Annotated in this window: 24 protein-coding genes; 13 read left to right on the forward strand and 11 right to left on the reverse strand. The window is 72.6% G+C overall.

Annotation, left to right across the window (positions count from 1 at the left end):
• Positions 1–51 precede the first annotated feature (51 nt).
• Positions 52–1,905 carry a Na+/H+ antiporter gene (locus tag LWP59_RS21580; protein ID WP_144642211.1) on the reverse strand — a complete coding sequence of 618 codons (1,854 nt, stop codon included), beginning with the start codon at positions 1,903–1,905 and terminating at the stop codon, positions 52–54.
• Positions 1,906–1,983: 78 nt separating this feature from the next.
• On the opposite strand from LWP59_RS21580, the gene LWP59_RS21585 reads away from it, so the two are divergent.
• Positions 1,984–3,168, forward strand: coding sequence for a M20 family metallopeptidase (locus tag LWP59_RS21585; protein WP_144642210.1), 1,185 nt, complete (start codon positions 1,984–1,986; stop codon positions 3,166–3,168).
• Here the strand turns inward: LWP59_RS21585 and LWP59_RS21590 are convergent.
• The gene (locus LWP59_RS21590) at positions 3,152–4,729 is read right to left on the reverse strand and encodes an FAD-dependent monooxygenase (protein WP_144642209.1); all 1,578 of its coding nucleotides are present in this window, start codon (positions 4,727–4,729) and stop codon (positions 3,152–3,154) included. The two genes, LWP59_RS21585 and LWP59_RS21590, sit on opposite strands and share 17 nt — an antisense overlap.
• Positions 4,726–5,688 carry an MBL fold metallo-hydrolase gene (locus LWP59_RS21595; RefSeq protein WP_144642208.1) on the reverse strand — a complete coding sequence of 321 codons (963 nt, stop codon included), beginning with the start codon at positions 5,686–5,688 and terminating at the stop codon, positions 4,726–4,728. The genes LWP59_RS21590 and LWP59_RS21595 overlap by 4 nt, the downstream gene beginning before the upstream one ends.
• 135 nt (positions 5,689–5,823) lie before the next feature.
• Here LWP59_RS21595 and LWP59_RS21600 point away from each other — a divergent pair, with 135 nt between their 5' ends.
• A complete protein-coding gene (locus LWP59_RS21600) occupies positions 5,824–6,363 on the forward strand; it encodes a MarR family winged helix-turn-helix transcriptional regulator (RefSeq protein ID WP_144642207.1) in 540 nt (179 codons plus the stop codon).
• Between the two features lie 90 nt (positions 6,364–6,453).
• Here the strand turns inward: LWP59_RS21600 and LWP59_RS21605 are convergent, their stop codons facing one another.
• Together LWP59_RS21605 and LWP59_RS21610 are read right to left on the reverse strand one after the other, a co-directional pair.
• Positions 6,454–6,939, reverse strand: a complete 486-nt coding sequence (locus tag LWP59_RS21605) for a glutathione peroxidase (RefSeq protein ID WP_144642206.1) — start codon at positions 6,937–6,939, stop codon at positions 6,454–6,456.
• 87 nt (positions 6,940–7,026) lie between these two features.
• Positions 7,027–7,233 (reverse strand): hypothetical protein, encoded by a 207-nt coding sequence (locus tag LWP59_RS21610; RefSeq protein ID WP_144642205.1) that lies wholly within the window; start codon positions 7,231–7,233, stop codon positions 7,027–7,029.
• A gap of 79 nt (positions 7,234–7,312) precedes the next feature.
• Here LWP59_RS21610 and LWP59_RS21615 point away from each other — a divergent pair, with 79 nt between their 5' ends.
• The 4 genes from LWP59_RS21615 (at position 7,313) to LWP59_RS21630 (ending at position 12,394) form a co-directional block, all read left to right on the forward strand.
• Positions 7,313–7,870, forward strand: a complete 558-nt coding sequence (locus LWP59_RS21615) for a hypothetical protein (protein ID WP_144642204.1) — start codon at positions 7,313–7,315, stop codon at positions 7,868–7,870.
• A gap of 16 nt (positions 7,871–7,886) precedes the next feature.
• Entirely contained in the window at positions 7,887–8,072 is a 186-nt protein-coding gene (locus LWP59_RS21620) for a hypothetical protein (protein WP_144642203.1), read from the forward strand.
• Positions 8,073–8,166: 94 nt separating this feature from the next.
• Positions 8,167–11,103 carry a glycoside hydrolase family 2 TIM barrel-domain containing protein gene (locus LWP59_RS21625; RefSeq protein WP_144642202.1) on the forward strand — a complete coding sequence of 979 codons (2,937 nt, stop codon included), beginning with the start codon at positions 8,167–8,169 and terminating at the stop codon, positions 11,101–11,103.
• Positions 11,104–11,161: 58 nt separating this feature from the next.
• Positions 11,162–12,394, forward strand: coding sequence for an amidohydrolase (locus LWP59_RS21630; RefSeq protein ID WP_144642201.1), 1,233 nt, complete (start codon positions 11,162–11,164; stop codon positions 12,392–12,394).
• Positions 12,395–12,401: 7 nt separating this feature from the next.
• Here LWP59_RS21630 and LWP59_RS41095 read toward each other — a convergent pair whose 3' ends face one another.
• Entirely contained in the window at positions 12,402–12,944 is a 543-nt protein-coding gene (locus LWP59_RS41095) for a PfkB family carbohydrate kinase (RefSeq protein ID WP_222425638.1), read from the reverse strand.
• Positions 12,908–13,291, reverse strand: a complete 384-nt coding sequence (locus tag LWP59_RS41100; protein ID WP_222425637.1) for a PfkB family carbohydrate kinase — start codon at positions 13,289–13,291, stop codon at positions 12,908–12,910. The genes LWP59_RS41095 and LWP59_RS41100 overlap by 37 nt, the downstream gene beginning before the upstream one ends.
• Positions 13,292–13,384: 93 nt before the next feature.
• Here LWP59_RS41100 and LWP59_RS21640 point away from each other — a divergent pair, with 93 nt between their 5' ends.
• Entirely contained in the window at positions 13,385–14,131 is a 747-nt protein-coding gene (locus tag LWP59_RS21640; protein ID WP_144642200.1) for an IclR family transcriptional regulator, read from the forward strand.
• On the opposite strand, the gene LWP59_RS21645 is transcribed toward LWP59_RS21640, so the two are convergent.
• The 4 genes from LWP59_RS21645 to LWP59_RS21660 all read right to left on the reverse strand — a co-directional run bounded on the left by LWP59_RS21645 (position 14,121) and on the right by LWP59_RS21660 (position 16,626).
• Positions 14,121–14,594 carry a VOC family protein gene (locus LWP59_RS21645; RefSeq protein WP_144642199.1) on the reverse strand — a complete coding sequence of 158 codons (474 nt, stop codon included), beginning with the start codon at positions 14,592–14,594 and terminating at the stop codon, positions 14,121–14,123. The genes LWP59_RS21640 and LWP59_RS21645 overlap by 11 nt on opposite strands.
• A gap of 73 nt (positions 14,595–14,667) precedes the next feature.
• The gene (locus tag LWP59_RS21650; protein WP_222425636.1) at positions 14,668–15,138 is read right to left on the reverse strand and encodes a dihydrofolate reductase family protein; all 471 of its coding nucleotides are present in this window, start codon (positions 15,136–15,138) and stop codon (positions 14,668–14,670) included.
• 125 nt (positions 15,139–15,263) lie between these two features.
• Positions 15,264–15,530: an HPr family phosphocarrier protein gene (locus LWP59_RS21655; protein ID WP_144642198.1), complete on the reverse strand. Its 267-nt coding sequence runs from the start codon at positions 15,528–15,530 to the stop codon at positions 15,264–15,266.
• A gap of 64 nt (positions 15,531–15,594) precedes the next feature.
• On the reverse strand, positions 15,595–16,626 hold the full coding sequence (locus LWP59_RS21660; RefSeq protein WP_229857225.1) for a LacI family DNA-binding transcriptional regulator: 1,032 nt from the start codon (positions 16,624–16,626) through the stop codon (positions 15,595–15,597).
• Between the two features lie 145 nt (positions 16,627–16,771).
• Here LWP59_RS21660 and LWP59_RS21665 point away from each other — a divergent pair, with 145 nt between their 5' ends.
• From LWP59_RS21665 to LWP59_RS21690, 6 genes are read left to right on the forward strand one after another with little or no spacing between them, the layout of a single operon-like run.
• Positions 16,772–17,770 (forward strand): substrate-binding domain-containing protein, encoded by a 999-nt coding sequence (locus LWP59_RS21665; protein ID WP_144642197.1) that lies wholly within the window; start codon positions 16,772–16,774, stop codon positions 17,768–17,770.
• A gap of 17 nt (positions 17,771–17,787) precedes the next feature.
• Positions 17,788–18,843, forward strand: coding sequence for an ABC transporter permease (locus LWP59_RS21670; protein WP_144642196.1), 1,056 nt, complete (start codon positions 17,788–17,790; stop codon positions 18,841–18,843).
• A gap of 7 nt (positions 18,844–18,850) precedes the next feature.
• Positions 18,851–19,669 (forward strand): ATP-binding cassette domain-containing protein, encoded by an 819-nt coding sequence (locus tag LWP59_RS21675; protein WP_144642195.1) that lies wholly within the window; start codon positions 18,851–18,853, stop codon positions 19,667–19,669.
• Positions 19,666–20,820 (forward strand): Gfo/Idh/MocA family protein, encoded by a 1,155-nt coding sequence (locus LWP59_RS21680; RefSeq protein WP_229857224.1) that lies wholly within the window; start codon positions 19,666–19,668, stop codon positions 20,818–20,820. Before LWP59_RS21675 ends, LWP59_RS21680 begins: the two co-directional genes overlap by 4 nt.
• A 9-nt stretch (positions 20,821–20,829) precedes the next feature.
• Complete coding sequence (locus LWP59_RS21685; protein WP_144642194.1) at positions 20,830–21,603, forward strand: DUF1932 domain-containing protein; 774 nt, start codon at positions 20,830–20,832, stop codon at positions 21,601–21,603.
• A gap of 58 nt (positions 21,604–21,661) precedes the next feature.
• A complete protein-coding gene (locus LWP59_RS21690; RefSeq protein ID WP_144642193.1) occupies positions 21,662–22,285 on the forward strand; it encodes an alpha/beta hydrolase in 624 nt (207 codons plus the stop codon).
• Position 22,286 lies beyond the last annotated feature (1 nt).

Here is a 22,286-nt window from a genome sequence, read left to right on the forward strand (position 1 = left end):
ATGGCGACCTGGCGCCGCGGGGGCAACGAGATCGTTTCGCTGGTTGAGACCTCAGCCGACGAGGCGGTCCACGAAGCACCAGCGCCAGTCCTCGCCGGGCTCGTAGCTGCGGATCACCGGGTGCCGGGTGTCGTGGAAGTGCTGGGTCGCGTGCCGCCGGGGCGAGGAGTCGCAGCAGCCGACGTGGCCGCACTCCAGGCACAGCCGCAGGTGCACCCACGTCGTGCCCTCCCGCAGACAGTCCTCGCAGCCGGTGCCGTCGGAGGTCGCCTTGCCGGGCTGGGCGAGGTGCGCGCACGAGCCCGCGGTCGCGGCCGGGGTGCGCAGCTCGCGGCCGGTGGCGCGCGGGTTGTCCTCCTGCGGGTCCAGGATCGACTCCTCGATGTCGAGGCTGCTGAGGACGTTCCGGAGCACCTCGTCGTCGACCCTGGCCTCGTCGCGCGCGGAGAGCAGCACCTTCCGCTCGGCGTCGAGCATCTCCGAGCGCAGCCGCCGGTAGGCCGCGCTCGGCGTCTCGTGCAGGCTGCTGCCCGCACCGAGCCGTTCCCAGGCCGAGTCCGAGCGGTAGGCCTGCGTGTCCTCGAGCCGGGCGATCACCTCGGGCGGGTCGTCGGCCGTCCGGACCTCGTTGAGCCGGTCGAGGCCAGCGCGGGTCATCTCGTGCAGCAGCGCCGCCTGCTGCAGGGCGTCCTCGCCGGGGTCCGGCGCGGGCAGGTCGAGGCGGCGGACGAGCTTGGGCAGCGTGGTGCCCTGCAGCAGCAGGGTCCCGGCCACGACCACGAACGCGGCGAGCACGAGCACCCCGCGCTCCGGGGTGCCGGCGGGCAGCACGAACGCGGCGGCGAGGGTGACCACGCCGCGCATCCCGGCCCAGGCGATCGCCGCGGAGTAGCGCCACGGCAGCGCCCAGCTGGGCAGCACCCGCCGGGCCAGCGCCGTGCCGAAGACCCACACGATGCGGCTGACGATCGTGACCGCCAGTACCACGGCGCAGATCCCGCCGATGACCCAGCCGGACAGACTGCTGTCGGCGACCTGGCTGAGGATCTGCCGCAGCTGCAGGCCGATCAGCAGGAAGACGCTGTTCTCCAGGAGGAACTGGATGGTGCGCCAGTTGATCCGGCTGGCCAGCCGCGAGGGCCCGGCCAGCAGGCGCGGGGTCTGCTGGCCGAGGATCAGCCCGGCCACCACGACCGCGAGCACCCCGGAGCCGTGCACGGCCTCGGCGGGCAGGTAGGCGGCGAACGGCACCACCAGTGACGCCGCGGTGTCGAGCACCGGGTCGACCAGCCGCTTGTGCAGCTGCACCGCGAGCCAGCCGACCAGCACGCCGACCAGCACGCCGCCCACGGCGGCGAGCAGGAAGTCCAGCCCGACCTGCCAGAGCGCGATGGAACCGGCGATGGCGGCGATCGCCGTGCGCAGGGCGACCAGCGCGGCGGCGTCGTTGAGCAGGCTCTCGCCCTCCAGGATGCGCACCACCTGCCGCGGCATGCCGACGCGGCGGGCGACGGCGCTCGCCGCGACCGCGTCCGGCGGGGCGACGATCGCCCCGAGCGCGAACCCGGCGGCCAGCGGCAGGCCCGGCACGACGAGCCAGGCCACGAGGCCGACGGCGAGCGTGGTGAAGGCGACGAGCCCGACCGACAGCAGCGCGATCGGGGTCCGGTTGGCCCGGATCTCCACCAGCGACGTACGCAGGGCCGTCGAGTACAGCAGCGGCGGCAGCAGCCCGACCAGCACCAGCTCGGGGTCGAGCTGGTAGCCGGGCAGGCCGGGCACGAACGACCCCGCAACGCCGACGAGGACGAGGCACAGGGGCGGGGACCAGTCGAGGCGGCGGGCGATCCCGGTGACCACCAGGACCACGACGACCAGGCTGAGGATCTGGGTGGCTAGCTGCATCAGCCTTTTCAGGGTTTCTCCGGGGAGGAAAAGGCCTCCGTGGCCAGGGGTGCTGCGTGCTCGTACATCCGAATGGTGATGATATCCGCCCCGCAGGCCGGGAAACCCGAACCGCCGCCCGCCCCCCTGCGGCTGTGGGCGTCGCGAGCACTGCCCGCCATGGCGCGGGACCTGCGGTTCCTGGTCGGACTGGAGACGCCGAGCGAGGACAAGGCACTGCTCGACGCCGGGCTGAGCGCGATCGAGGGCTGGCTCGTCGAACGCCTCGGCCCGCCCGGCGAACTCCACCGGCACGACGGCGGTGCGCACGGCGACGTGCTCGAAGCCAGCTACCCCGGCGAGGCGCCCGGGCACGTGCTGTTCCTGTGCCACTACGACACCGTCTGGCCCGCGGGCACACTCGCGGACTGGCCGTTCCGGCGGGCGGGGACGATCGCGAGCGGGCCGGGCACCTTCGACATGAAGCTCGGCATCGTGCAGGCGGTGTGGGCGCTGCGCGGCGCGCGGGCGCTCGGGCTGCGGGTGCCGACCGTCCGGCTGCTGCTCAACGGCGACGAGGAGATCGGCAGCCCGGTGGGCCGCGCGCACATCGAGCGGCTGAGCGAGGGCGCGCTCGCGACGCTGGTGTTCGAGGCGTCGCTGGACGGCGCGGTGAAGACCGGCCGCAAGGGGGTGGGCCTGTTCGAGGTCACCGTCGTCGGTGTCGAGGCGCACGCCGGGCTCGACCCCCTCGCCGGAGTCAGCGCGATCCACCAGCTCGCCGAGCTGATCCCGGTGCTCGCCGCGCTCGGCGACCCGGCGAAGGGCACCACGGTCAACGTCGGGCTCGTCAACGGCGGCACCGCGCTCAACGTCGTCGCCGGGAAGGCAGGCTGTGGCCTCGACATCCGCGTCGCCGACCCGGCGGAGACGGCCCGGCTCGACGCCGCGCTCGCCGCGCTGCGGCTGTCGGACCCCCGCGCGCGGCTGACCGTGCGCGGCGAGTGGAACCGGCCGCCGATGGTGCCGAACCCGGCCACCCGGCGGCTGTTCGAGCTCGCCCGCCGGGTCGGCGCCGGGCTGGGGCTCGACCTGGCACAGGTGTCGGTCGGGGGTGCGAGCGACGCGAACTTCGTGTCCGCGCTGAACCGTCCCGTGCTCGACGGGCTCGGCGCGCTCGGCGGAGGCGCCCACGCCCGCCACGAGCACGTGCTGCTCGACCACCTGCCGGTGCGCACCGCACTCGTCGCGGGCCTGCTGAGCGCCCTCAGCCCTGCGGGATGACCACCCGTCCGAGCGCGCGCTGCAGCGCTTCCTCGACCTCGGCGCGGCTCGTGACCACCGCGGCGACGTAGGCGTCCGGGCGGATGAGCCAGTACTCGCCGGGCCGCGCGCCGAGCGCTCCGGCGAGCGCGCCGGTCGTGTCGATGTCCGCCAGCGCCAGCGCCGGCACCGGCAGCCCGGTCACGTCGGCATCGGCGGCGGCCAGCACGAGGAAGCCGTCCCTTGCCAGCTCCCGGAAGCGCTTACCCTCCACTGTGGACACCGGGACGTCGGGGACCAGGATGCCCGGCCCCGCCGCCGGCACGCTCCCCCGCGGCGGCCGCCCGGCGAACGGGCGCGACGGGTCCGGGGTGACCAGCGGCGAGGTGACGTACCAGAACGGCTCCGAGAGCCGCCCCGAGTCGACCCTGGCCTGCATGGCCGGGTCGCCCGCCGCGGTCGAGAGCCCGCGCAGCCGCACCTCGCGCTGCTCGTCGCTGCGCGGCACCAGGAAGTCCATCGTCGCCGTGGTGACCTCGATGTTCTCCACCGCCGCCGCGTGCCGCTCCTCGTGGTAGGACTCGAGCAGGTCCTGCCCCGCGCGCCCGTGCAGGACGTACGCGAGCTTCCACGCGGCGTTCTCGGCGTCGCCGACGCCGGAGTTGAGGCCACGGGCCCCGAACGGCGAGACCAGGTGGGCGCAGTCGCCGGCGAGCAGCACCCGGCCCACCCGCATCCGGTCCACCACCCGGGAATGGAAGCGGTAGACCGACTTCCACACGATCTCGTACGGGGTGTCCCCGATGATCGCCCGGATCCGCGAGTCGAGCGCTCCACCGGCCTCTTCGCCGGCCAGGTCGTAGTCACCGGGGACCTGCCAGTCGATCCGGAACGTCGAGTCCGGGCACGGGTGGATCAGCACCTGACGGCCCGGGTTCCAGGACGGGTCGAAGTGGAAGCGCCGCTCGTGCGCCCAGCCCGGCAGGTCGGCGCGGATGTCGCAGATGAGGAACCGGTCGTCGAAGGAATGCCCGTCGAAGGAGACCCCGAGCAGCCGCCGCAGGCCGTCCCCGCGCGCGCCCCCGCAGGCGACGGCGTACGCAGCGCGGATCTCCTGCCCGTTCGCGCAGCGGACCGTCACCCCGTTCGCGTCCTGTCGCAGGTCCTCGACCTGGTGGCGCCACCGGACGTCGATCAGCGGCTGGGCGGCGATCAGCTCGTCGAGGATCTCCTCCGTGCGTGCCTGGGAGATGTTCACGAACGGCGGGAACGCCGAGCGGCCGGCGTCGCCCAGGGTGTACGCGAAGAGCTCCTCGTCCCGGTAGAACGTGCGCGCGGTCGTCCAGGTGACGCCCTCGTCGGCGATGCGGCGGCCCGCGCCCACCGCATCCCACACGTCGAGCACGTCGCGCTGCTGGCAGATCGCCTTGGAGCCGACGAGGTCCCGGCACGGGCGGCCGTCGAGCAGCACCACCGGCACCCCCCACCGGGCGAGCAGCAGCGCCGTGGTCTGCCCGACCGGCCCGTTGCCGATGACGACCGATGCCCTCCGGGACCCACTGCCTGCGCCGCCCCGGGTCATGACTGCAGCTGGTCCCACACCTCGCGGTCCCGCTCGGCCGTCCAGATCACCGGCCGCTCGACCCCGGACAGCTCGTCCCACAGCCGCGACACGTCGAACGGCAGGCAGTGCTCGAAGATCGGCCACCTGCCGTACCGGGGGGCCAGCGCGGCGTGGGTGCGCTCGAACGCCTCCTTGAGCGTGCCGTCGGCCTCCTGCACGGCACCGACCTCGCGGATCATCACCCGCAGGAAGTCGCGGGTCTGCTCGATCGCGGCGTCGACCGCGTCCCGGCCCCGGCTGACCGCGCCCCGGCCGCCGACCAGCGCCTCGGCGCCCAGCGCCCGCAGCCGGTCCAAAGTGGACGACGACCAGTCGCGGTGGAAGGCGTCGCCGGTGTAGAGCGCCGCCTCGGCCTCGACGAGATCCCCGGCGTAGAGGATCTTCTGCCGGGGCAGCCAGGCCACGATGTCGCCCTCGGTGTGCCCGCGACCGCAGTACTGCAGCACCAGATCGCCCCGGCCGCCGCCGAGGTCGATGGTGAGGCGGTCGGAGAAGGTGAGCGTCGGCCAGGTCAGCCCTGGCACCGAGTCGGCGGCCTTGGCCAGGCGCGGCATCCGGCCGAACTCGCTCTCCCAGTCCTGCTTGCCGCGCTCGGCGACGAGGGCCCGGGTGTTCTCGTGGGCCACGATCACCTCGGCGTCGAACGCGGAGGCGCCCAGCACGCGGACGGCGTGGTAGTGCGACAGCACGAGGTACCGCACCGGCTTGTCGGTGTGCTCCCGCAGCCTGGCCAGCCAGTCCCGGGCGGCGACCGGCGTAGCGAGCGCCTCGAAGCAGACCAGGAAGTCCTCGCCCTCGATCGCGCCGATGTTGGGGTCGCCCTCCGCGGTCAGGGCATACACCCCGTCGTCGAGCACCTCGAGGGTCTGCTCCTTCTCCCCCAGGTCCGCCGAGGACGCGAACGCCTTCCGGGCCACGACGCCCACCTCCAACTGGTGAAAGCTTTGACTATTCGGTCACGCCGACTGTAACCCAGGTCACGCCTCAACGGAAGACTACGACGGGGGCGGCGCTCGCGCGGCGTTCTTGCGGGGCTGCCTAGGCTGGGCCCCATGTCCGCCGAACCGGCCGCGCCCGAGGACCTCGACTACCTGACCTTCGTCGACTATGCGATCGCGAAGACGACCGCCGAGCTGCCGGAGGTCGACGCGACCGCGATGCGCCTCGGGCTGACCCTGCACCGGCTCACCAGCGCGCTGGTCTACGACTGGGAGTCGACGGTGCACCGGCCGCGGGGGTGGAGCTGGGGCGGGTTCCGGGTGCTGTTCGCGCTGTGGCTGGCGGGGCCGATGGAGGCCAAGCGGGTGGCGCGGCTGTCGGGCATGAGCCGGGCCGCGGTGTCGGCGCTGGTGAACACCCTCGAACGGGACGGGCTGGTGTCGCGCAAGCAGGCCGAGCACGACCGGCGCGCGGTGCTGCTCAACCTGACCGAGGCCGGCCACGCCGCGATCACCAGCGCGTACGAGGCGCACAACGAGCGCGAGCAGGCGTGGGCCAACGCGCTGAGCAAGCCCGAGCAGACCATCCTCATCGGACTGCTGGAGAAGCTGACGACCAGCTCCGCCGCGACCGAGGCCAAGCGCCGTTTTTGATCAGCGCCGTTTTTGATCAAGGGCTTGACCGTGCCGGCTGGCCAGGCCGAGCGGGCGCCCCAGTCCCTCAGGACCGTGCGGCTCGGGACCTCAGGACAGTGCGGCCTCGATCGCCGCCACGACCTCCGGCGCCTCCGGCTCCGTGCGCGGACGGAACCGGGCCAGGACCTTGCCCTCGTCGGTGACCAGGAACTTCTCGAAGTTCCACTGCACGTCCCCCGCGGCGCCGTCCGCGTCCGGGGTCTGCACCAGCTCCGCGTACAACGGGTGCCGCTCAGGGCCGTTGACGTCGGTCTTCTCGAACATCGGGAACGTCACCCCGTACGTCGCCGAGCAGAACTGCGCGATCTCCCCCGACGTGCCCGGCTCCTGCCCCCCGAACTGGTTGCACGGGAACCCGGCCACCGTGAAACCCTTGTCACCGAAGCGTTCCTGGAGGCGTTCGAGCCCGGAGTACTGCGGGGTCAGCCCGCACTTCGACGCCACGTTGACCACGAGCACCGCCTTGCGGCCCAAGCCGCCGAGTGTCGCGGATTCGCCCGAAAGGGTGCGCAACGAGATGTCGCCGAGTGCCATGATCCGTCCTCCGTCAGCTGATCAGCCTGCAGCTCCACCGTGCACCCGGCGCCGGCCACTTCCCCTCGTACGTGACCGACGACACACTCACTCGGCGCTGCGCGGCCCCGGCACGGTCGCGACGCCCTCGGCGGGCTTGAGGCCGAGCGCGTCCAGCAGGAGCGCGCAGTCGTCCGCGTCGGCCGCCGACGACGCCACGGCGCGCACCGCGCGGCGCCGCTGGTCCAGCACGGCAGCGGTCTCCTCGAAGATGTCGCGCGGCGCGGCGGTCACCGCAAAACCGTTGTCTCGCATGCGTTTCCCCTCCACTGGTCCCGAACCCGTGTAACGGCAGGCCACCCGGGGTAGCCGGACACCGGAGAAAGGAGCGGTAATGAGCTACTCCCCTGACCCGGTACGCGCCGAGGGCCCGGCCGTCGTCACCGAAGGTACCCCTGACGGCCCGATCGTGCTGGTGCTCGATCCGGGGGGCGAGGCCAAGCACGAGGGCCTGCCTGCGACCTGGCGCGAGCAGCTCGACAGCTGGCTGGTCGTCTGGTGCCGGGTGCCCGCCGAGGGCGGCCTCACCGCGGCCGACGAACTGCTCGCCGACCCGCCGGGCAACGGGAAGACCGTGCACATCCTCAGCAGCGGCCCCAGCACCGACGAGGCGCTGCGCCTCGCCGAGGCCCACACCGAGTCGGTCCGCTCGGTGCTGCTGGTCGACCCCGGCGCGACCGGGTTCGTGGCGGCCGGGGACGGCGAGGACGTCGCCCAGCAGTGGGAACGCGAGACCGAGCAGCGGCGGTGGGCGCTCACCCGCTCGGGCATCGACGTCCGGGTGATCGCGCACAGCTCCGGCGGCGAGCGGGACCGCATCCCGGCGCCGCTCCCTCTCGGCCACCCGGACGTGGTGACCGCCGTGAAGAAGGCCATTGCCGAGTTCAGCTGAGACGAAGGAGAACAGCGTGACCCTTCCCGAGGAGCCCCTCGACACGGAAGCGCCGGTGGAGGACGTGCTCGAGCAGCGCCAGGAGGTCGACGACCCGGCCGCGGGCTTCGACACCGAGGTGCCGATCGAGGCCGACCCGAGCGACGTCGCGGAGCAGCAGGCAGTCGTCGATCTCGGCGACCCGGACGAGGTGCAGGGGTAGCTCGAACGGACGCATTGACAATGCTTTACCCGCAGGACGAGTATCGCGTTGAGTTTTGTTGGTTTCGCCGCCGAACCCAACGCTGGGGTGTCCGATGTCGTTCGTTTCGCGTGTCTTCGGGATCTTCGCCGCCGGGCTGCTCGCCGCCGGCACCCTGTCGGTTCCGGTGAGCACGGCCGCGCCCGGCGCGCCGGCCCGGAGCACCGACTTCGACTCGGGCTGGCGGTTCGCGCTCGCCAACACCACGGGCGCGGACGCCCCCGAGCCGCCGCCGGGTGACCGCGCGTGGCGACCGGTGGACCTGCCGCACGACTGGAGCATCGGGCTCGATCCGGTGCAGAGCGCGAACACCACCGCCGGCACCGGGTTCCTGCCCGGCGGCCTCGGCTGGTACCGCAAGGCGTTCACGCTCCCGCCGTCGCTCGCGGGCAAGAAGGTGTCGATCGAGTTCGACGGCGTGTACATGGACTCGACCGTGTACTTCAACGGCCAGGCGATCGGCAGCCACGCCTACGGCTACACCGGTTTCGCGCTGGACCTGACCCCGCTCGCGCACACCGACGGCCGCACGCCGAACGTGCTCGACGTGAAGGTGCGCAACCAGGTGCCCAGCAGCCGCTGGTACTCCGGCAGCGGTATCTACCGCGACGTGCACCTCGTCGTCACCGATCCCGCGCACGTCGAGCGGCACGGGACCACCGTCACCACGCCGGGCCTCGCCGACACGATCAAGGCCGGGTACGCGGCGGTGCACGTCGACACCACCACGAGCGGTGCCGGCGGCGCCGAGCTGACGACCACCGTCCGCGACGCCGAAGGCCGCGCCGTGGCCCGGGCCTCGGCGCCCGTCACCGCGGCCACCACCGGCACCGACCTGCGCGTGAGCCACCCCGTGCTGTGGTCCACCGACCGGCCCTATCTGTACACAGTGGACACCCAGTTGTCCGTGCGGGGCAAGGTCACCGACAGCACGACGACCACGTTCGGCATCCGCTGGAGCACCTTCGACCCCGACCACGGCTTCTCCCTCAACGGCAAGGCGATGAAGCTGCAGGGGGTGAACCTGCACCACGACCTCGGCGCGCTCGGCTCGGCGACCGACTACGGCGCGGTGCTCCGCCAGCTGGAGATCATGAAGAGCATGGGCGTCAACGCGTTGCGCACCTCGCACAACCCGCCCTCGCCGCAGGTGATCGAGGCCTGCCAGCGGCTCGGGATCGTGATGATGGTCGAGGCGTTCGACACCTGGCGCACGCCCAAGGTCGCCAACGACTACGGCCGGTTCTTCGACGCGAACAGCGACGCCGACATCGCCGAGATGGTGAACTCCGCGAAGAACTCCCCCGCGGTGGTGATGTGGTCGATCGGCAACGAGATCCCGGACTCCACGTCGGTGAGCATCGGCGTGCCGATCGCGCGGCGGCTGATCGCCGACGTCCGGGCGATCGACCCCACCCGGCCGATCGTGATGGGCTCGGACAAGTACCGCAGCGTGCCCGCCGACGGCTCGGCGCAGGACCAGATCCTGAAGATGCTCGACGGGATCGGCCTCAACTACAACACCGCGGCGTCGGTCGACGCGTTGCACGCCAAGTACCCGACGAAGTTCCTCTTCGAGTCCGAGTCCTCGTCCGAGACCTCGACGCGCGGCGAGTACGACAGCCCGGACCAGCTCAACAGCGGGGAGGACTACACACCGGGCAAGCGCGGGGCGTCCTCCTACGACAACAACCTGTCCTCATGGACCTACAGCGGCGAGTACGGCCTGAAGAAGGACCGCGACCGCGAGTACTTCGCCGGGCAGTTCCTGTGGTCGGGCATCGACTACATCGGCGAGCCCACCCCCTACGACAACGTGTTCCCCGTGAAGTCCTCGTTCTTCGGCGCGGTGGACACCGCCGGGTTCCCGAAGGACCAGTACTACCTGTTCCGCAGCCAGTGGACGAGCGACCCGATGGTGCACCTGCTGCCGATGGACTGGACCGCGCACAAACCGGGCGAACCGGTGAGCGTGTGGGCGTACAGCAACGCGGACACCGTCGAGCTGTTCCTCAACGGCAAGTCGCTCGGCTCGCGGTCGTTCGACTCGAAGACGACGACGTACGGCAAGAAGTACCTCGAGACCACCGGCGCGACCGGTGACGACAAGACCGTCACGGGCGGGCCCTATGCGGGCAGCTACACCAGTCCCAACGGGAGCGCGGGGCGGCTGCACCTGACGTGGACCGTGCCGTTCGCCCCGGGCCGGCTGGTCGCCGTCGCCAAGCGCGGCGGCAAGGAGGTCGCGCGCGACGTGCTCGACACGGCGGGTGCGCCGGCGGCGGTCAAGCTGAGCACGCAGGACTACGGCTCCCTGTCGTTCGTCACCGCGGACGTCGTGGACGCGCACGGGGTGCTGGTGCCCGACGCCGCGAACGAGCTGACGTTCCGGGTCACCGGCGGGAAGCTGCTCGGCCTGGACAACGGGCAGGAGGAGAGCGCCGAGAACTACCGGTCCAGTTCGCGAGCGGCGTTCCACGGCAAGGCGCTCGCGATCGTGTCGGCGGGCGCCCGGGTCAGCGTGACCTCGCCGGGGCTGCGGTCGCCCGAGGGTGCCGGGCCGCCGGTGCGCGTGCCCGCCGCCGACGCAAGCTTCTCGGGCGCGGCGGACACGATCCCGGCGGCCATGCTCGACGGCGACCTGTCCACGGGCTGGTCGAACTACTACCGCAAGGACCCGACGGCGCTGCTGCCCGCGGTGAGCAGCCCGCACGCGAGCGACTGGGTCTCGGTGGCGTGGCCCACGGCCCGGCGCACCGGCAGCGCCGCACTGTCGTTCACGACGGACGCCACGACCGCCTTGCCGTCGTCGATCGCGGTGTCCTATTGGGACGGTTCCCGGTTCGTTCCCGTTCGCGGCCAGCACGTCACATGGGCGGCGGGCTCGAACCAGCCCACCCGCGTCGAGTTTGACCCGGTCGTGACGACCAGGCTGAAGTTCGAGCTGACCAGCGGCGGGAGGTTCCTGCGCGTGGCGGAGCTGGCGGCCTGAGCGGCACGTTCTGGCAGCATGGGTTTCCGAGACCGTCACCCCTGCTGTGAGGAGACCCGTGGACCTGGTCACGCTGCGCCGCGACGTGCACGCGCATCCCGAACCCGCGTTCTGCGAGCTGCGCACCGCCGCGCTCGTGCTGGCGCACCTGCGGGAGCTGCCCGCGGAGATCCGCACGGGCGCGCTGGCGCTCGACGGGATCCCGGCCTATCCGGACGAAGCGGCGCTCGCGCGGTTCGCCGGCCTGGCGATCGACAGCGGGGCCGACGCCGGAGACGTCACGGCCCTCACGCGCGAGGGCACCGCGATCGTGGCCGAGCTGGCCGGGTCGCGCCCGGGGCCGACGTGGGCGCTGCGCTTCGACATGGACGCCCTGCCGGTGACCGAGGCCGGGGAGAGCAGGCACCTGCCCGCCGCGGAGGGTTTCCGGTCCAGCTACGAAGGGTTCATGCACGCCTGCGGGCACGACGGGCACGTCGCGATCGGGCTGGCACTCGCCGGGCGCCTCGCGGACCGGGACTTCGCCGGGAAGGTCCGGTTCCTGTTCCAGCCAGCCGAGGAGGGCGGCCGCGGCGCGCGGGCGATGCTCGGCGCGGGCGTGGTCGACGGCGTGGACCGGTTCGCGGCACTCCACCTGGGCCTGGACCTGCCGGCGGGCACCGTGGCGGCGGGCATCACGGGCATCTTCGCGACGACCAAGATGCGCGCGCGGTTCACCGGCGTCGCCTCGCACGCCGCGGCCGCGCCCCAGGACGGCCGCAACGCGCTGCTCGCGGCGGCGACGGCGGTGCTCGGGATCCACGGGCTGCCGCGGTTCTCGACCGCCGACACCCGGGTCAACGTGGGCACCCTGCGGGCCGAGGGCAACGTGAACATCGTGCCGGCGCTGGCCGAGCTGACGTGTGAGGCACGGTCGCGGGACGGCGCGGTGAACGCCGAGCTGACCGAGCGGGTCAAGCAGGTGCTGCGTGGTGCGGCGCTGGCGCAGGGCGTCGAGGTGGACATCGAGGAGACCGGCGGCTCGACGTCGCTCGACTGCGACGGCGAACTGCTCGACGCGGTGCTCGAAGCCGCGTCGAGGACCGGTCACCCGGCGGTCCGGCTGCACCAGATGGGCGGCAGCGACGACGCGAGCCTGTTCGCCGAGGCCGTCCAGCGCCAGGGTGGGCTCGCGACCTACACGGTCGTCGGCGGCGGAAACCCGGCGCCGCACCACAACCCGTACTTCGACGTCGACGAGGCCGCGCTCCCGGTGGCGGTGGATGTGCTGGAGGCGCTCGTCCGCGGGTGAGCCTTGCTCAGGCGCCGCGCGGTGGCAGGGACTCGTCGGTAACGATGGCGCCCGGGTGGGTGATCACCTTCGCGGCGATGGCGTGGCCCGCCGCGGCCGCGGTGCGCGGGTCGGCGCCGTCGAGGCGTGCGGCCAGGTAGCCGGCGTTGAAGGCGTCCCCCGCCGCGGTGGTGTCCACTGTGGACTCCACGGCGACGGCGGGGACCAGCACCGGCGGCGCGCCGTCCCAGACTACGCAGCCGTTGCCGCCGTCCTTCACCGCGATCTCCGCCACTCCCCACTCCCGCAGGCGTGCCACCGTCGCCGCGGGCGTGGGGTCGGCGAACAGCGCGTGCTCGTCGGAGAACGTCGGCACGGCGATGCTCGTCAGCTCCCAGGTGCGCCGGACGGCGTCGCGCGCCAGCTCCGCGGACTCCCAGCCCGCGGCCCGGTAGTTGCTGTCGAACATCACCCGCGCGCCACGCGCCCGAGCCGTCGCCAGCGCGGCCCAGAGGCGTTCGCGAGCCGCGACCGTCAGCAGCTGCAAGGTGATCGCCGAGAGGTACAGCACGTCGTAGCCGGAGAGGTCCGGGGCGATTCCGAGCGGTAGTAGGTGAAGCTGCGCTCGCCGTGCTCGTCGGTGCGGACGAGGTACAGCCCGGGCTGCGCCCCCGGCACACGATCGACCAGCCGCGTGCCCAGCCCCTCGCCGCGCATCGCGGCGAGGATGCCCGCGCTGTAGTCGTCGTCGCCGAGGCGGGTCAGGTAGTCGACCTCGACCGCCTCCGGCGGGGTGAGCCGCGCGAGGTAGACCGCGGTGTTGAAGGTGTCTCCCGCGTAGCCGAGGGACAGCGTCCGGGCGCCGGTGTGCGTCAGCTCGATCATGCACTCGCCGACGGCGAGCACGCGGGTCGTCAAGTTCGGTTACCTCTGTCTCGAGCGTTCCGGAGAACGGAATAGTATTTCGGCGAGCTGAATGGCAGCCTAGATCCCGGGCGAAAGGGGCGTCAAATGCCGGTCAGCGCGGAGGGCAGCGCGCTCCGGGCGCTGCGCGTGCTCGAAGCCGTGGGCGCGGCGGGCGGGCCGCACCGGCTGGGCCGGATCGCCCAGGAGACCGGGGTGACCAAACCGAGCACGCACCGGATCCTGCACGGGCTGGTCGCCGCCGGGTACGCGGCGACCGACGGCGACGGGACATACGGGCTCGGCCCGCGGGCCTTCGCGTTGTCGGCGCTGTTCGCGTCCGGACAGCACGGCGAACCGGTCCTGCGCCGCCTGCGGGACGAGACCGGTCAGCCGGTGCACGTGGCGCTGCGCAGCGGCAACCAGGCGATCTACGTGCAGAAGCTCGACACCGACCGCCCCTACCGGATGGCCTCGCGCGTCGGCGGCCAGATTCCCTTGCACTGCACGGCGATCGGGAAGGCCATCCTCGCGCACCTCGACCCGGCGCAGCGGCGCGCGCTGCTGGCCGAGACGGGCCTGCCCGCGCCAACGGCGCGCACCCACACAGACCTCGCCGCCCTCGAAGCCGAGCTGCGGAAGGTGCGGGCACTCGGCTACGCGGTCGACGACGAGGAGAACGAGGAAACCGTCCGCTGCATCGGCGCGCCGCTGCTCAATGGCGCCGGTACACCCGTCGGCGGGGTCAGCGTCTCGACGCTCACCTTCGCGGTGCCCGCCGGCGAGCTGCTCGCCCACGTCCCCCACCTGCTCGGCGCGGCCCGCCTGCTCGCGCGGGCTACACCTAGAGCGTGAGCGGCTTGACCGGCGAGCCGATGGCCTCGGGGGTGTCCCAGTCCACCCCGGGAATGTCGACGTAGAGCTCGATCTCGTTGCCGTCGGGATCGGCGATGTACAGGCTGTGCGTGGCGGTGTGGTCGCTCATCCCCAGTACCGGGGTGCCGGTCTGCTCGAGCTTCGCCAGCGCCTCGCGCAGCTCGTCGTCGGTGGTGCCGATCTTGAGGCCGAAGTGGTAGAGCCCGACGCGGCGCCCCTCGGGCTGGGCCGCGGCGTCCTCGCCGACCTCGATCAGCAACAGCTCGTGGTGCGTGCGCCCGGACGGCGCGTTGAACGCCGCGAACGGCTTGCGGTCCAGCTCGCCGTCGACGCCGCGGGCGGGCAGGATCTGCCGCCAGCCGAGCACGTCCCGGTAGAAGCGGGTGGACCGCTCGATGTCCCGGACGTAGAGCACCAGATGCCCGAGCTCTCTGACCTCCACCACACACCTCCGGTGAATTTGAATCTTCAACCGGTAAGCATACGGGAAGGACCTCGCCCGTGCCGGACACCGTTCAGCGCCGCACCAGGTACCGCAGGTGGGTGACCCGCTTGCCCTCGACCACCTGGACCGGCCCGTCGAGCCGGACGCTGGGGTCGATGTCGTCGAAGTAGCCGATGCCGCGGCCGAGGAACACGGGCACGAGGTCGATCCTGACCTCGACGAGCAGCCCGGCGTTGAGCGCCAGCTGCGCCACCGACGCGCCGGACAACCCGATGTTCCCGCCGCCGGCGACCGCCTTCGCCTGGCGGACCGCGCTGGGCACGCCGTCGTGGACGAAGGTGTACGGCACGCCGTCCTCGATGGGTGGCCAGCTCTCCGGCGGCGCCCGGGGCGTCACGACGAAGGTCGGCTGCCCGCCGGGCGGCCGCCCGCCCCAGCCGTTCGTGTAGTCGAAGACGCCGCGCCCGCACACGAACGCGCCGGGCTCACCTTCCTTCGTGGGCATCGTCCCGGTCCAGTACCGCGCACTGGGCTCGGTCATGTGAACAGTGGTCCGACGTGCCCGTCCACGTCGGCGATGAACCCGTCCAGTGACGTCGAGAAGCTCGCGAACACGGTCATGGCAGACAAGACCTGGCGCGGGCGGGAAACTCATCGCCGCCCGGGTCAGGCGTCGTGGTCCGTGGCGATCACGGTGGCGAGCGCGCTCAGCGCCGCTTCGGCCTCGGCGCCGTCGGCACGCAGCACGACCTCGTCCCCACCGCGCGCGCCGAGGCCCATCACCGACAGCAGGCTCCGCGCGTCGACGGGCTCGCCGTCACCGACGCCGATGGTCACCGGCACCGGCTGCGCCGCGGCGGCCTTGACGAACAGGGCGGCCGGGCGGGCGTGCAACCCCACCGACGAACCGACGATCACCCGGCGTTCCAGCATCACGACTCCTCGAGGAAAAGACCCAGCGGGTTGCCCCGACGATACCCAACGTGCGCCGAAAGGTCTAGACCACACTCGCCCGCCGCGGGGCACCGGTACTGCCGCGCACCATCAGCTTCGGCTGCAGCACCAGCTCCCGCGGCGCCAGGCCCGGGTCCTCCAGCCGCTCGACGACGGTGCGCACCGCCAGCTCCGCCTGGCGCAGCGGATCCTGCCGCACGGTGGTCAGGTCGATGTGCGAGAGCTGGGCGAGGTTGCTGTCGTCGAAACCGGCCACCGACAGGTCGCCCGGCACGTCCAGGCCCGCCCGCCAGGCCGCGTCCAGGAAGCCGACCGCGGACCGGTCGTTGCTGGCGAAGACGGCGGTCGGCAGCCGGTCGCGCTCGGCCAGCAGCACTGCCGCCGCCCGCGCCCCGGCGTCCTCGGTGTGGTCGCCGGGCAGTACCCGGATCTGCTCGGCCAGCCCGTGCCGCCGCATCGCGCCCAGGTACGCGCGGCGGCGCTCGGCCGCCCCCGCCTCGTCCCCGCCGTCGATGTGCAGGATCGCCGAGTGCCCCAGCTCGACCAGGTAGTCGATGACCTGGCGGACCCCCTTGGCCTCGTCGACGTGCACCGAGTCGACGGAGGCGCCGGGAAACCGGCGGCCGACCACCACGGCCGGCACCCGCTCGCCCAGTTCGGCGACGTAGTCGGCCTCGAGGTAGCCGCCGAGCAGGAGCAGCCCCTCGCAGCGGTGGCCCAGCAGCGCGTCGACCGCGTGGTGCTCGTCGCGCGCCGGGAGCGCGGCCGAGAGCAGGATCTCGTAGCCGAGCTGCTCAGCGGCCGGGTACACCGCCTCGATCAGGTCGGCGTGGAAGGCGTTGCGGATGGTGAACACCACCCCGAGCATCCGGCTGCGCGCGCGGGCGAGCATGCGGGCGGCGCTGTCGGGCCGGTAGCCCAGCTCGCGGGCGGCGGCGAACACCTTTTCCCTGGTCTCGTCGCTCGCGCCGGGCTCGTTGCGGAAGACCAGGGAGACCAGCGCGCGAGACACGCCGATGCGGGCCGCGACATCGGCCATCGTCGGGCGCCGCTCCCGCGCGCGGTTGCCTGCCATTCCCCGATCCTGCCTTCCCCCGCCCGAACCGATACGCCGAGGGTCTTGACACGTCAGTGTGAGCCGCAGCATAGTACCGCCTACTAGAGCGCGCTAGTAGTGCGCGGCAGCGCGCCCCCTCCCCGCACAAAGAGGTGCACGCCAGATGAGCAACAGCAACCGCCGGCTCGCCTTCGTCGCCACGCTCGCGGCGGCCGCACTCGCCGTAACCGGCTGCAGCAGTGGTGGCGGCAAGCAGGCCGAGCAGCAGAACGCTGCCGCCAACGCCGGGACCGCGGGCACGGCGAAGATCCGGATCGCGATGATCACCCACGAGACGCCCGGCGACACGTTCTGGGACATCGTCCGCAAGGGCGCGCAGGCCGCCGCGGCCAAGGACAACGTGGACCTCGTCTACTCCAACGACCCGGCGGGCCCGAACCAGGCGAACCTGGTGCAGAACGCGGTCGACCAGAAGGTGGACGGCATCGCGATGACCCTCGCCCACCCGGACGCGATGACCGGGGTGATCGGCAAGGCGAAGGCGGCGGGCATCCCGGTGGTCGGGTTCAACGCCGGCATCGACAACTGGGCGCAGGAGGGGCTGCTGGAGTACTTCGGCTCCGACGAGACGATCGCCGGGCAGGCCTTCGGCGACCGGCTCAACCAGGTCGGCGCCAAGCACGCGCTGTGTGTGATCCACGAGCAGGGCCAGGTCGCGCTGGAAGCGCGCTGCGCCGGGCTCAAGCAGGCCTTCAAGGGGCAGACCGAACTGCTCTACGTCAACGGCCAGGACGCCACCGCGACCCAGTCGACGATCCAGGCGAAGCTGCAGCAGGACAAGGGGATCGACTTCGTGGCGACGCTCGGGGCGCCGGTCGCGCTGCTGGCCGTGCAGTCGGTCACCGGCGCGGGCAGCTCCGCGAAGGTCGCGACCTTCGACACCAACAAGGCGCTGGTGCAGGCGATCAAGGACGGCACCGTGCAGTGGGCGGTCGACCAGCAGCCCTACCTGCAGGGCTACCTCGCGGTGGACTCGCTGTGGCTCTACAAGTTCAACGGCAACACCGTCGGCGGCGGCAAGGCGACGCTGACCGGCCCCGCGTTCATCACCAAGGACAACATCGACTCGGTCTCCCAGTTCGCCAACGCCGGCACCCGCTAGCGGCGCGAGGAGGAACGATGACGCAGGCAACCGCTCCCCTGCCCGCCGCGCCGGAGGCCGGCCGGGCGCCTGCCCGGCCGCGCTCCTTCGGGCGCCGGGTGATCGCCCGGCCCGAGCTGAGCTCGCTGCTCGGCGCCGTCGCGGTGTTCGCGTTGTTCTTCGCGGTCGCCCCGCCGTTCCGCGAGGCGGCGTCACTGTCCACTGTGCTCTATTCCAGCTCGACGATCGGCATCGTCGCGGTCGCCGTGTCGCTGCTGATGATCGGTGGCGAGTTCGACCTCTCCGCCGGGGTCGCGGTCACCAGCTCGTCGCTGACCGGGGCGATGGTGGCCTTCCAGCTCAACCTCGACGTGTGGGCCGGGGTGGTGGCGGCGCTGGTGCTGTCGCTGGGGATCGGGTTCCTCAACGGCTACCTCGTGATGCGCACGAAGCTGCCCAGCTTCCTGATCACGCTCGCCACGTTCCTGATGCTGCAGGGGCTCAACCTCGCGATCACGAAGCTGGTCACCGGCAACGTCGCCACCGACTCGATCGCCGACATGGACGGCTTCGACTCCGCCCGCGCGGTGTTCGCCTCGGAGGTGCACCTCGGCGGCGTGGCGATCAAGGTGACGGTGTTCTGGTGGATCCTGTTCCTCGCGATCGCCACCTGGGTGCTGCTGCGCACCAGGGCCGGCAACTGGATCTACGCCGTGGGCGGCCAGGCCGACTCCTCGCGCGCGGTGGGCGTGCCGGTCAAGCGCACCAAGATCGGGCTGTTCATGACGGTCGGGTTCGGCGCCTGGTTCGTCGGGATGCACCAGCTGTTCGCGTTCGACAGCGTCCAGTCCGGCCTCGGCATCGGCAACGAGCTGCTGTTCATCGCGGCGGCGGTGATCGGCGGCTGCCTGCTCACCGGCGGCTACGGCTCGGCGATCGGCGCCGGGATCGGCGCGCTGATCTACGGCATGACCACCCAGGGCATCGTCTACGCGGGCTGGAACCCGGACTGGCTGAAGTTCTTCGTCGGCGCGACCCTGCTGCTCGCGACCCTGCTCAACATGTGGGTGCGGCTGCGCACCTCGCGGAGGTGAGGCGGCGATGACCGCGAAACCCGTGGTGGAGCTCGACGGCGTCGGCAAGAGCTACGGCAACATCTCCGCGCTGCGCGGGGTCACCCTGACCGTGCGGGAGGCCGGGGTCACCTGCGTGCTCGGGGACAACGGCGCGGGCAAGTCCACCCTCATCAAGATCATCTCCGGGCTGCACGGCCACGACTCGGGGCGCTACCTGGTGGACGGCGAGGAGGTCCGGTTCGGCTCGCCGCGCGAAGCGCTCGACCGGGGTATCGCCGCGGTGTACCAGGACCTGGCGGTGGTGCCGCTGATGCCGGTGTGGCGCAACTTCTTCCTCGGCTCCGAACCGACGACCGGGGTGTGGCCGCTGCGGCGGCTCGACGTGCGCAAGATGCGCGAGACCACGGACGCGGAGCTGCGGAAGCTGGGCATCGAGCTGCCCGACGTCGACCTGCCCATCGGCAGCCTGTCGGGCGGGCAGCGCCAGTGCGTCGCGATCGCGCGGGCTATCTACTTCGGCGCGCGGGTGCTGATCCTCGACGAGCCGACCGCGGCGCTGGGGGTCAAGCAGTCGGGCGTGGTGCTCAAGTACATCGCCGCCGCCCGCGACGCCGGGCTGGGGGTCATCTTCATCACCCACAACCCGCACCACGCGTTCATCGTCGGCGACCGGTTCGTGGTGCTGCGCCAGGGCGAGGTGGAGCTGGACACGGCGCGCGACGAGCTCACCCTCGACGACCTGACCCACCACATGGCGGGCGGCGCCGAGCTCGACGCGCTCAAGCACGAGCTGGACCGGATCCAGGCGCCGGAGATGGGGGCGCTGCACGAGGCCGCCCGGTGACCGGGGTCGCGGTCATCGGCGCGGGCATGGCGGGCCGGGCGCACGCGGCGGCCTACCGCGCGGCGAGCACCGTCTTCGGCCTCGACCGGCCCGAGATCCGGCTCGTCGCGGTCGCCGACGTCAACACCGCGCTCGCCGAGGACGTCCGCCGCCGCTACGGGTTCGCGCGGGCCGAGGCGGACTGGCGCGCGCTCGCGGCGGCCGAGGACATCGACGCGGTGAGCGTCGTGGTCGCCAACGAGCTGCATCGCGAGCTGGTGGAAACCCTGCTGGCGGCGGGAAAGCACGTGTTGTGCGAGAAACCGCTGGCATCGTCGGTGGCGGACGGGCAGGCCATGGTCGCGGCGGCGCGGCGAAGCGATCGTGTCGCGGCGATCGGCTACACCTACCGCCGCTCCCCCGCCGTCAGCGCGATCCGGGACGAGCTGGCGAGCGGGCGGCTGGGCGAGCCGGTGCACTTCGCGGGCCGCGCGTGGTACGACTACGCACTCGACCCGCTGACCCCGATGAGCTGGCGCTACCGGGGCGGCGCCGGTACCGGCATCCTCGCCGACACCGGCAGCCACCTGGTGGATCTGGCGGAGTACCTGTGCGGCCCGGTCCGCGAGGTGCGCGGCGCGGTGTTCGCGACGGTGGTGCCCGAACGGCCGGTGCCGGCCGGGCCGACCGTGGGGCACGTGCGGGCCGAGCTGACGGGCGAGCGCTCGGCGGTGGAGAACGAGGACCTGGCGACCTTCACGGCGCGCTTCGCCGGCGGCGCGGTTGGCACGTTCTCCGCGTCCAGGGTCGCGCACGCGCTGCCGGACGGCCTGGGCTTCGACCTGTTCTGCGGCAACGGTTCCGCGGCATTCGACCTGCAGCGGGCGAGCGAGTTCGCGATCTCCGGCCCGGCGGGCGAAGGGCGCAGGCAGGTGTTCGCCGGGCCACGGCACCCGTATGTCCACAACGGACTCGCGGTCGACTCGCCCGGTGCTGGCCACGGCACCGGCGACATGTTCACCTTCCAGGCCCGCGCGTTCCTCGACGAGATCGCCGGGCTCAAGGAGCTGCCGCCGTGCGCGAGCCTGGCCGACGGGCTGCACGGGCTGCGGGTGCTGGCCGCAGTGGTGGAGTCCGCCCGGCGGGATGGCGGGGCCGTCGAGGTGGCCTAACCTCGCAGCATGATCGGTGTGGTGCACCCCGGGGAGATGGGCGCGGCCGTCGCGCACCTGCTCGACGACGTCGCGTGGGCGTCGGAAGGGCGGAGCGCGGACACGCGGCGGCGCGCGGAAGGCCTCACGGACCTGGGCACCGTCGCCCGGCTGAAGGCGGAATGCTCCGTGGTCCTGTCGGTGTGCCCGCCGCACGCCGCGGTGGCCACGGCGCAGGCGTTCGGCGACTACGACGGGCTGTACGCGGACCTCAACGCGGTGAGCCCGGCGACGGCGGCACAGATCGCCGGACTGGTGCCGCGGTTCGTCGACGGCGGCATCATCGGGCCGCCGCCGCATGCGCCCGGCACGACCCGGCTCTACCTCTCGGGCGCCGAGGCGGGCACGGTGGCGGCGCTGTTCGACGGCACGATCCTCGACGCCCGCCTCGCTCCCGACGCCTCGGCGCTGAAGATGGTCTACGCCGCCTGGACGAAGGGCACCACCGCGATGCTGCTCGCCGTGTGTGCGGCCGCCCGGAACCTGGGGGTCGAGGACGCGCTGACCGAGGAGTGGCGGCTGAGCCGGCCCGAGCTGCCCGCCCGTGCCGAGGACGCGGGCAGGCTGGGCCTGGAGCGCGGCTGGCGGTGGGCGTTCGAGCTGGAGGAGATCGGGCGCACGTTCGCCACGGCGGGGCTTCCGGACGGCTTCGGCGCCGCAGCCGCGGAGGTCTACCGGCGGCTGCCCCGCGACGGCGCTGCCGATCTGGCCGCCGCGCTCGCCCTGCTGTCCAGCTCCGCGTAGCCGGCCACCTCGGCCGGGACCGGGACGTGCCGGGCACCGCCGACCTACGATCAAGGCCATGAGCAATCCCCACCTCGACCAGCAGCCCGAGACCGCGGGGGCGCCGCTCGCCGGGGCGCGCGCGGCGGCGCTCGTCGTGCACGGCCGCGGCCAGACGCCGGACTACATGAAGGCCGTGCTCGACCGGGTCGCGCTGCCGGAGCTGGCGTACCTCCTGCCGTCGGCCGCGGACAACACCTGGTACCCGCAGAGCTTCCTGCAGCCGGTCGAGCAGAACCAGCCGCGGCTGGACCAGGCGCTGGAAACCGTGGCGGTCATGCTCGGCCGGATCGCCGGCGCCGGGGTGCCGCCCGAGCGGACGTTCCTCGTCGGGTTCTCGCAGGGGGCGTGCCTGCTCGCGGAGTTCCTCGTGCGCGACCCCCGCCGCTACGGCGGCGCGGCGATCCTCACCGGTGGGTACGTCGGCCCGGATCGCCGCTCCCCCAACGGTTCCCTCGACCACATGCCGGTGTTCCTGGGCACCAGCCGGCACGACGAGTGGGTGCCGCCCGCGCGCGCCGAGGAGACGGCGGAGCTGCTGCGCGCGATGTCCGCCGACGTGACGTTCCGGGTCTACGACGACCGGGAGCACCTGGTCAACGACGACGAGGTCGCGCAGGTCCGCCGCCTGCTCAGCGCCTGAC

This window comes from Amycolatopsis acidiphila, from assembly GCF_021391495.1.
GTDB classification, from domain to species: Bacteria; Actinomycetota; Actinomycetes; order Mycobacteriales; family Pseudonocardiaceae; genus Amycolatopsis_E; species Amycolatopsis_E acidiphila.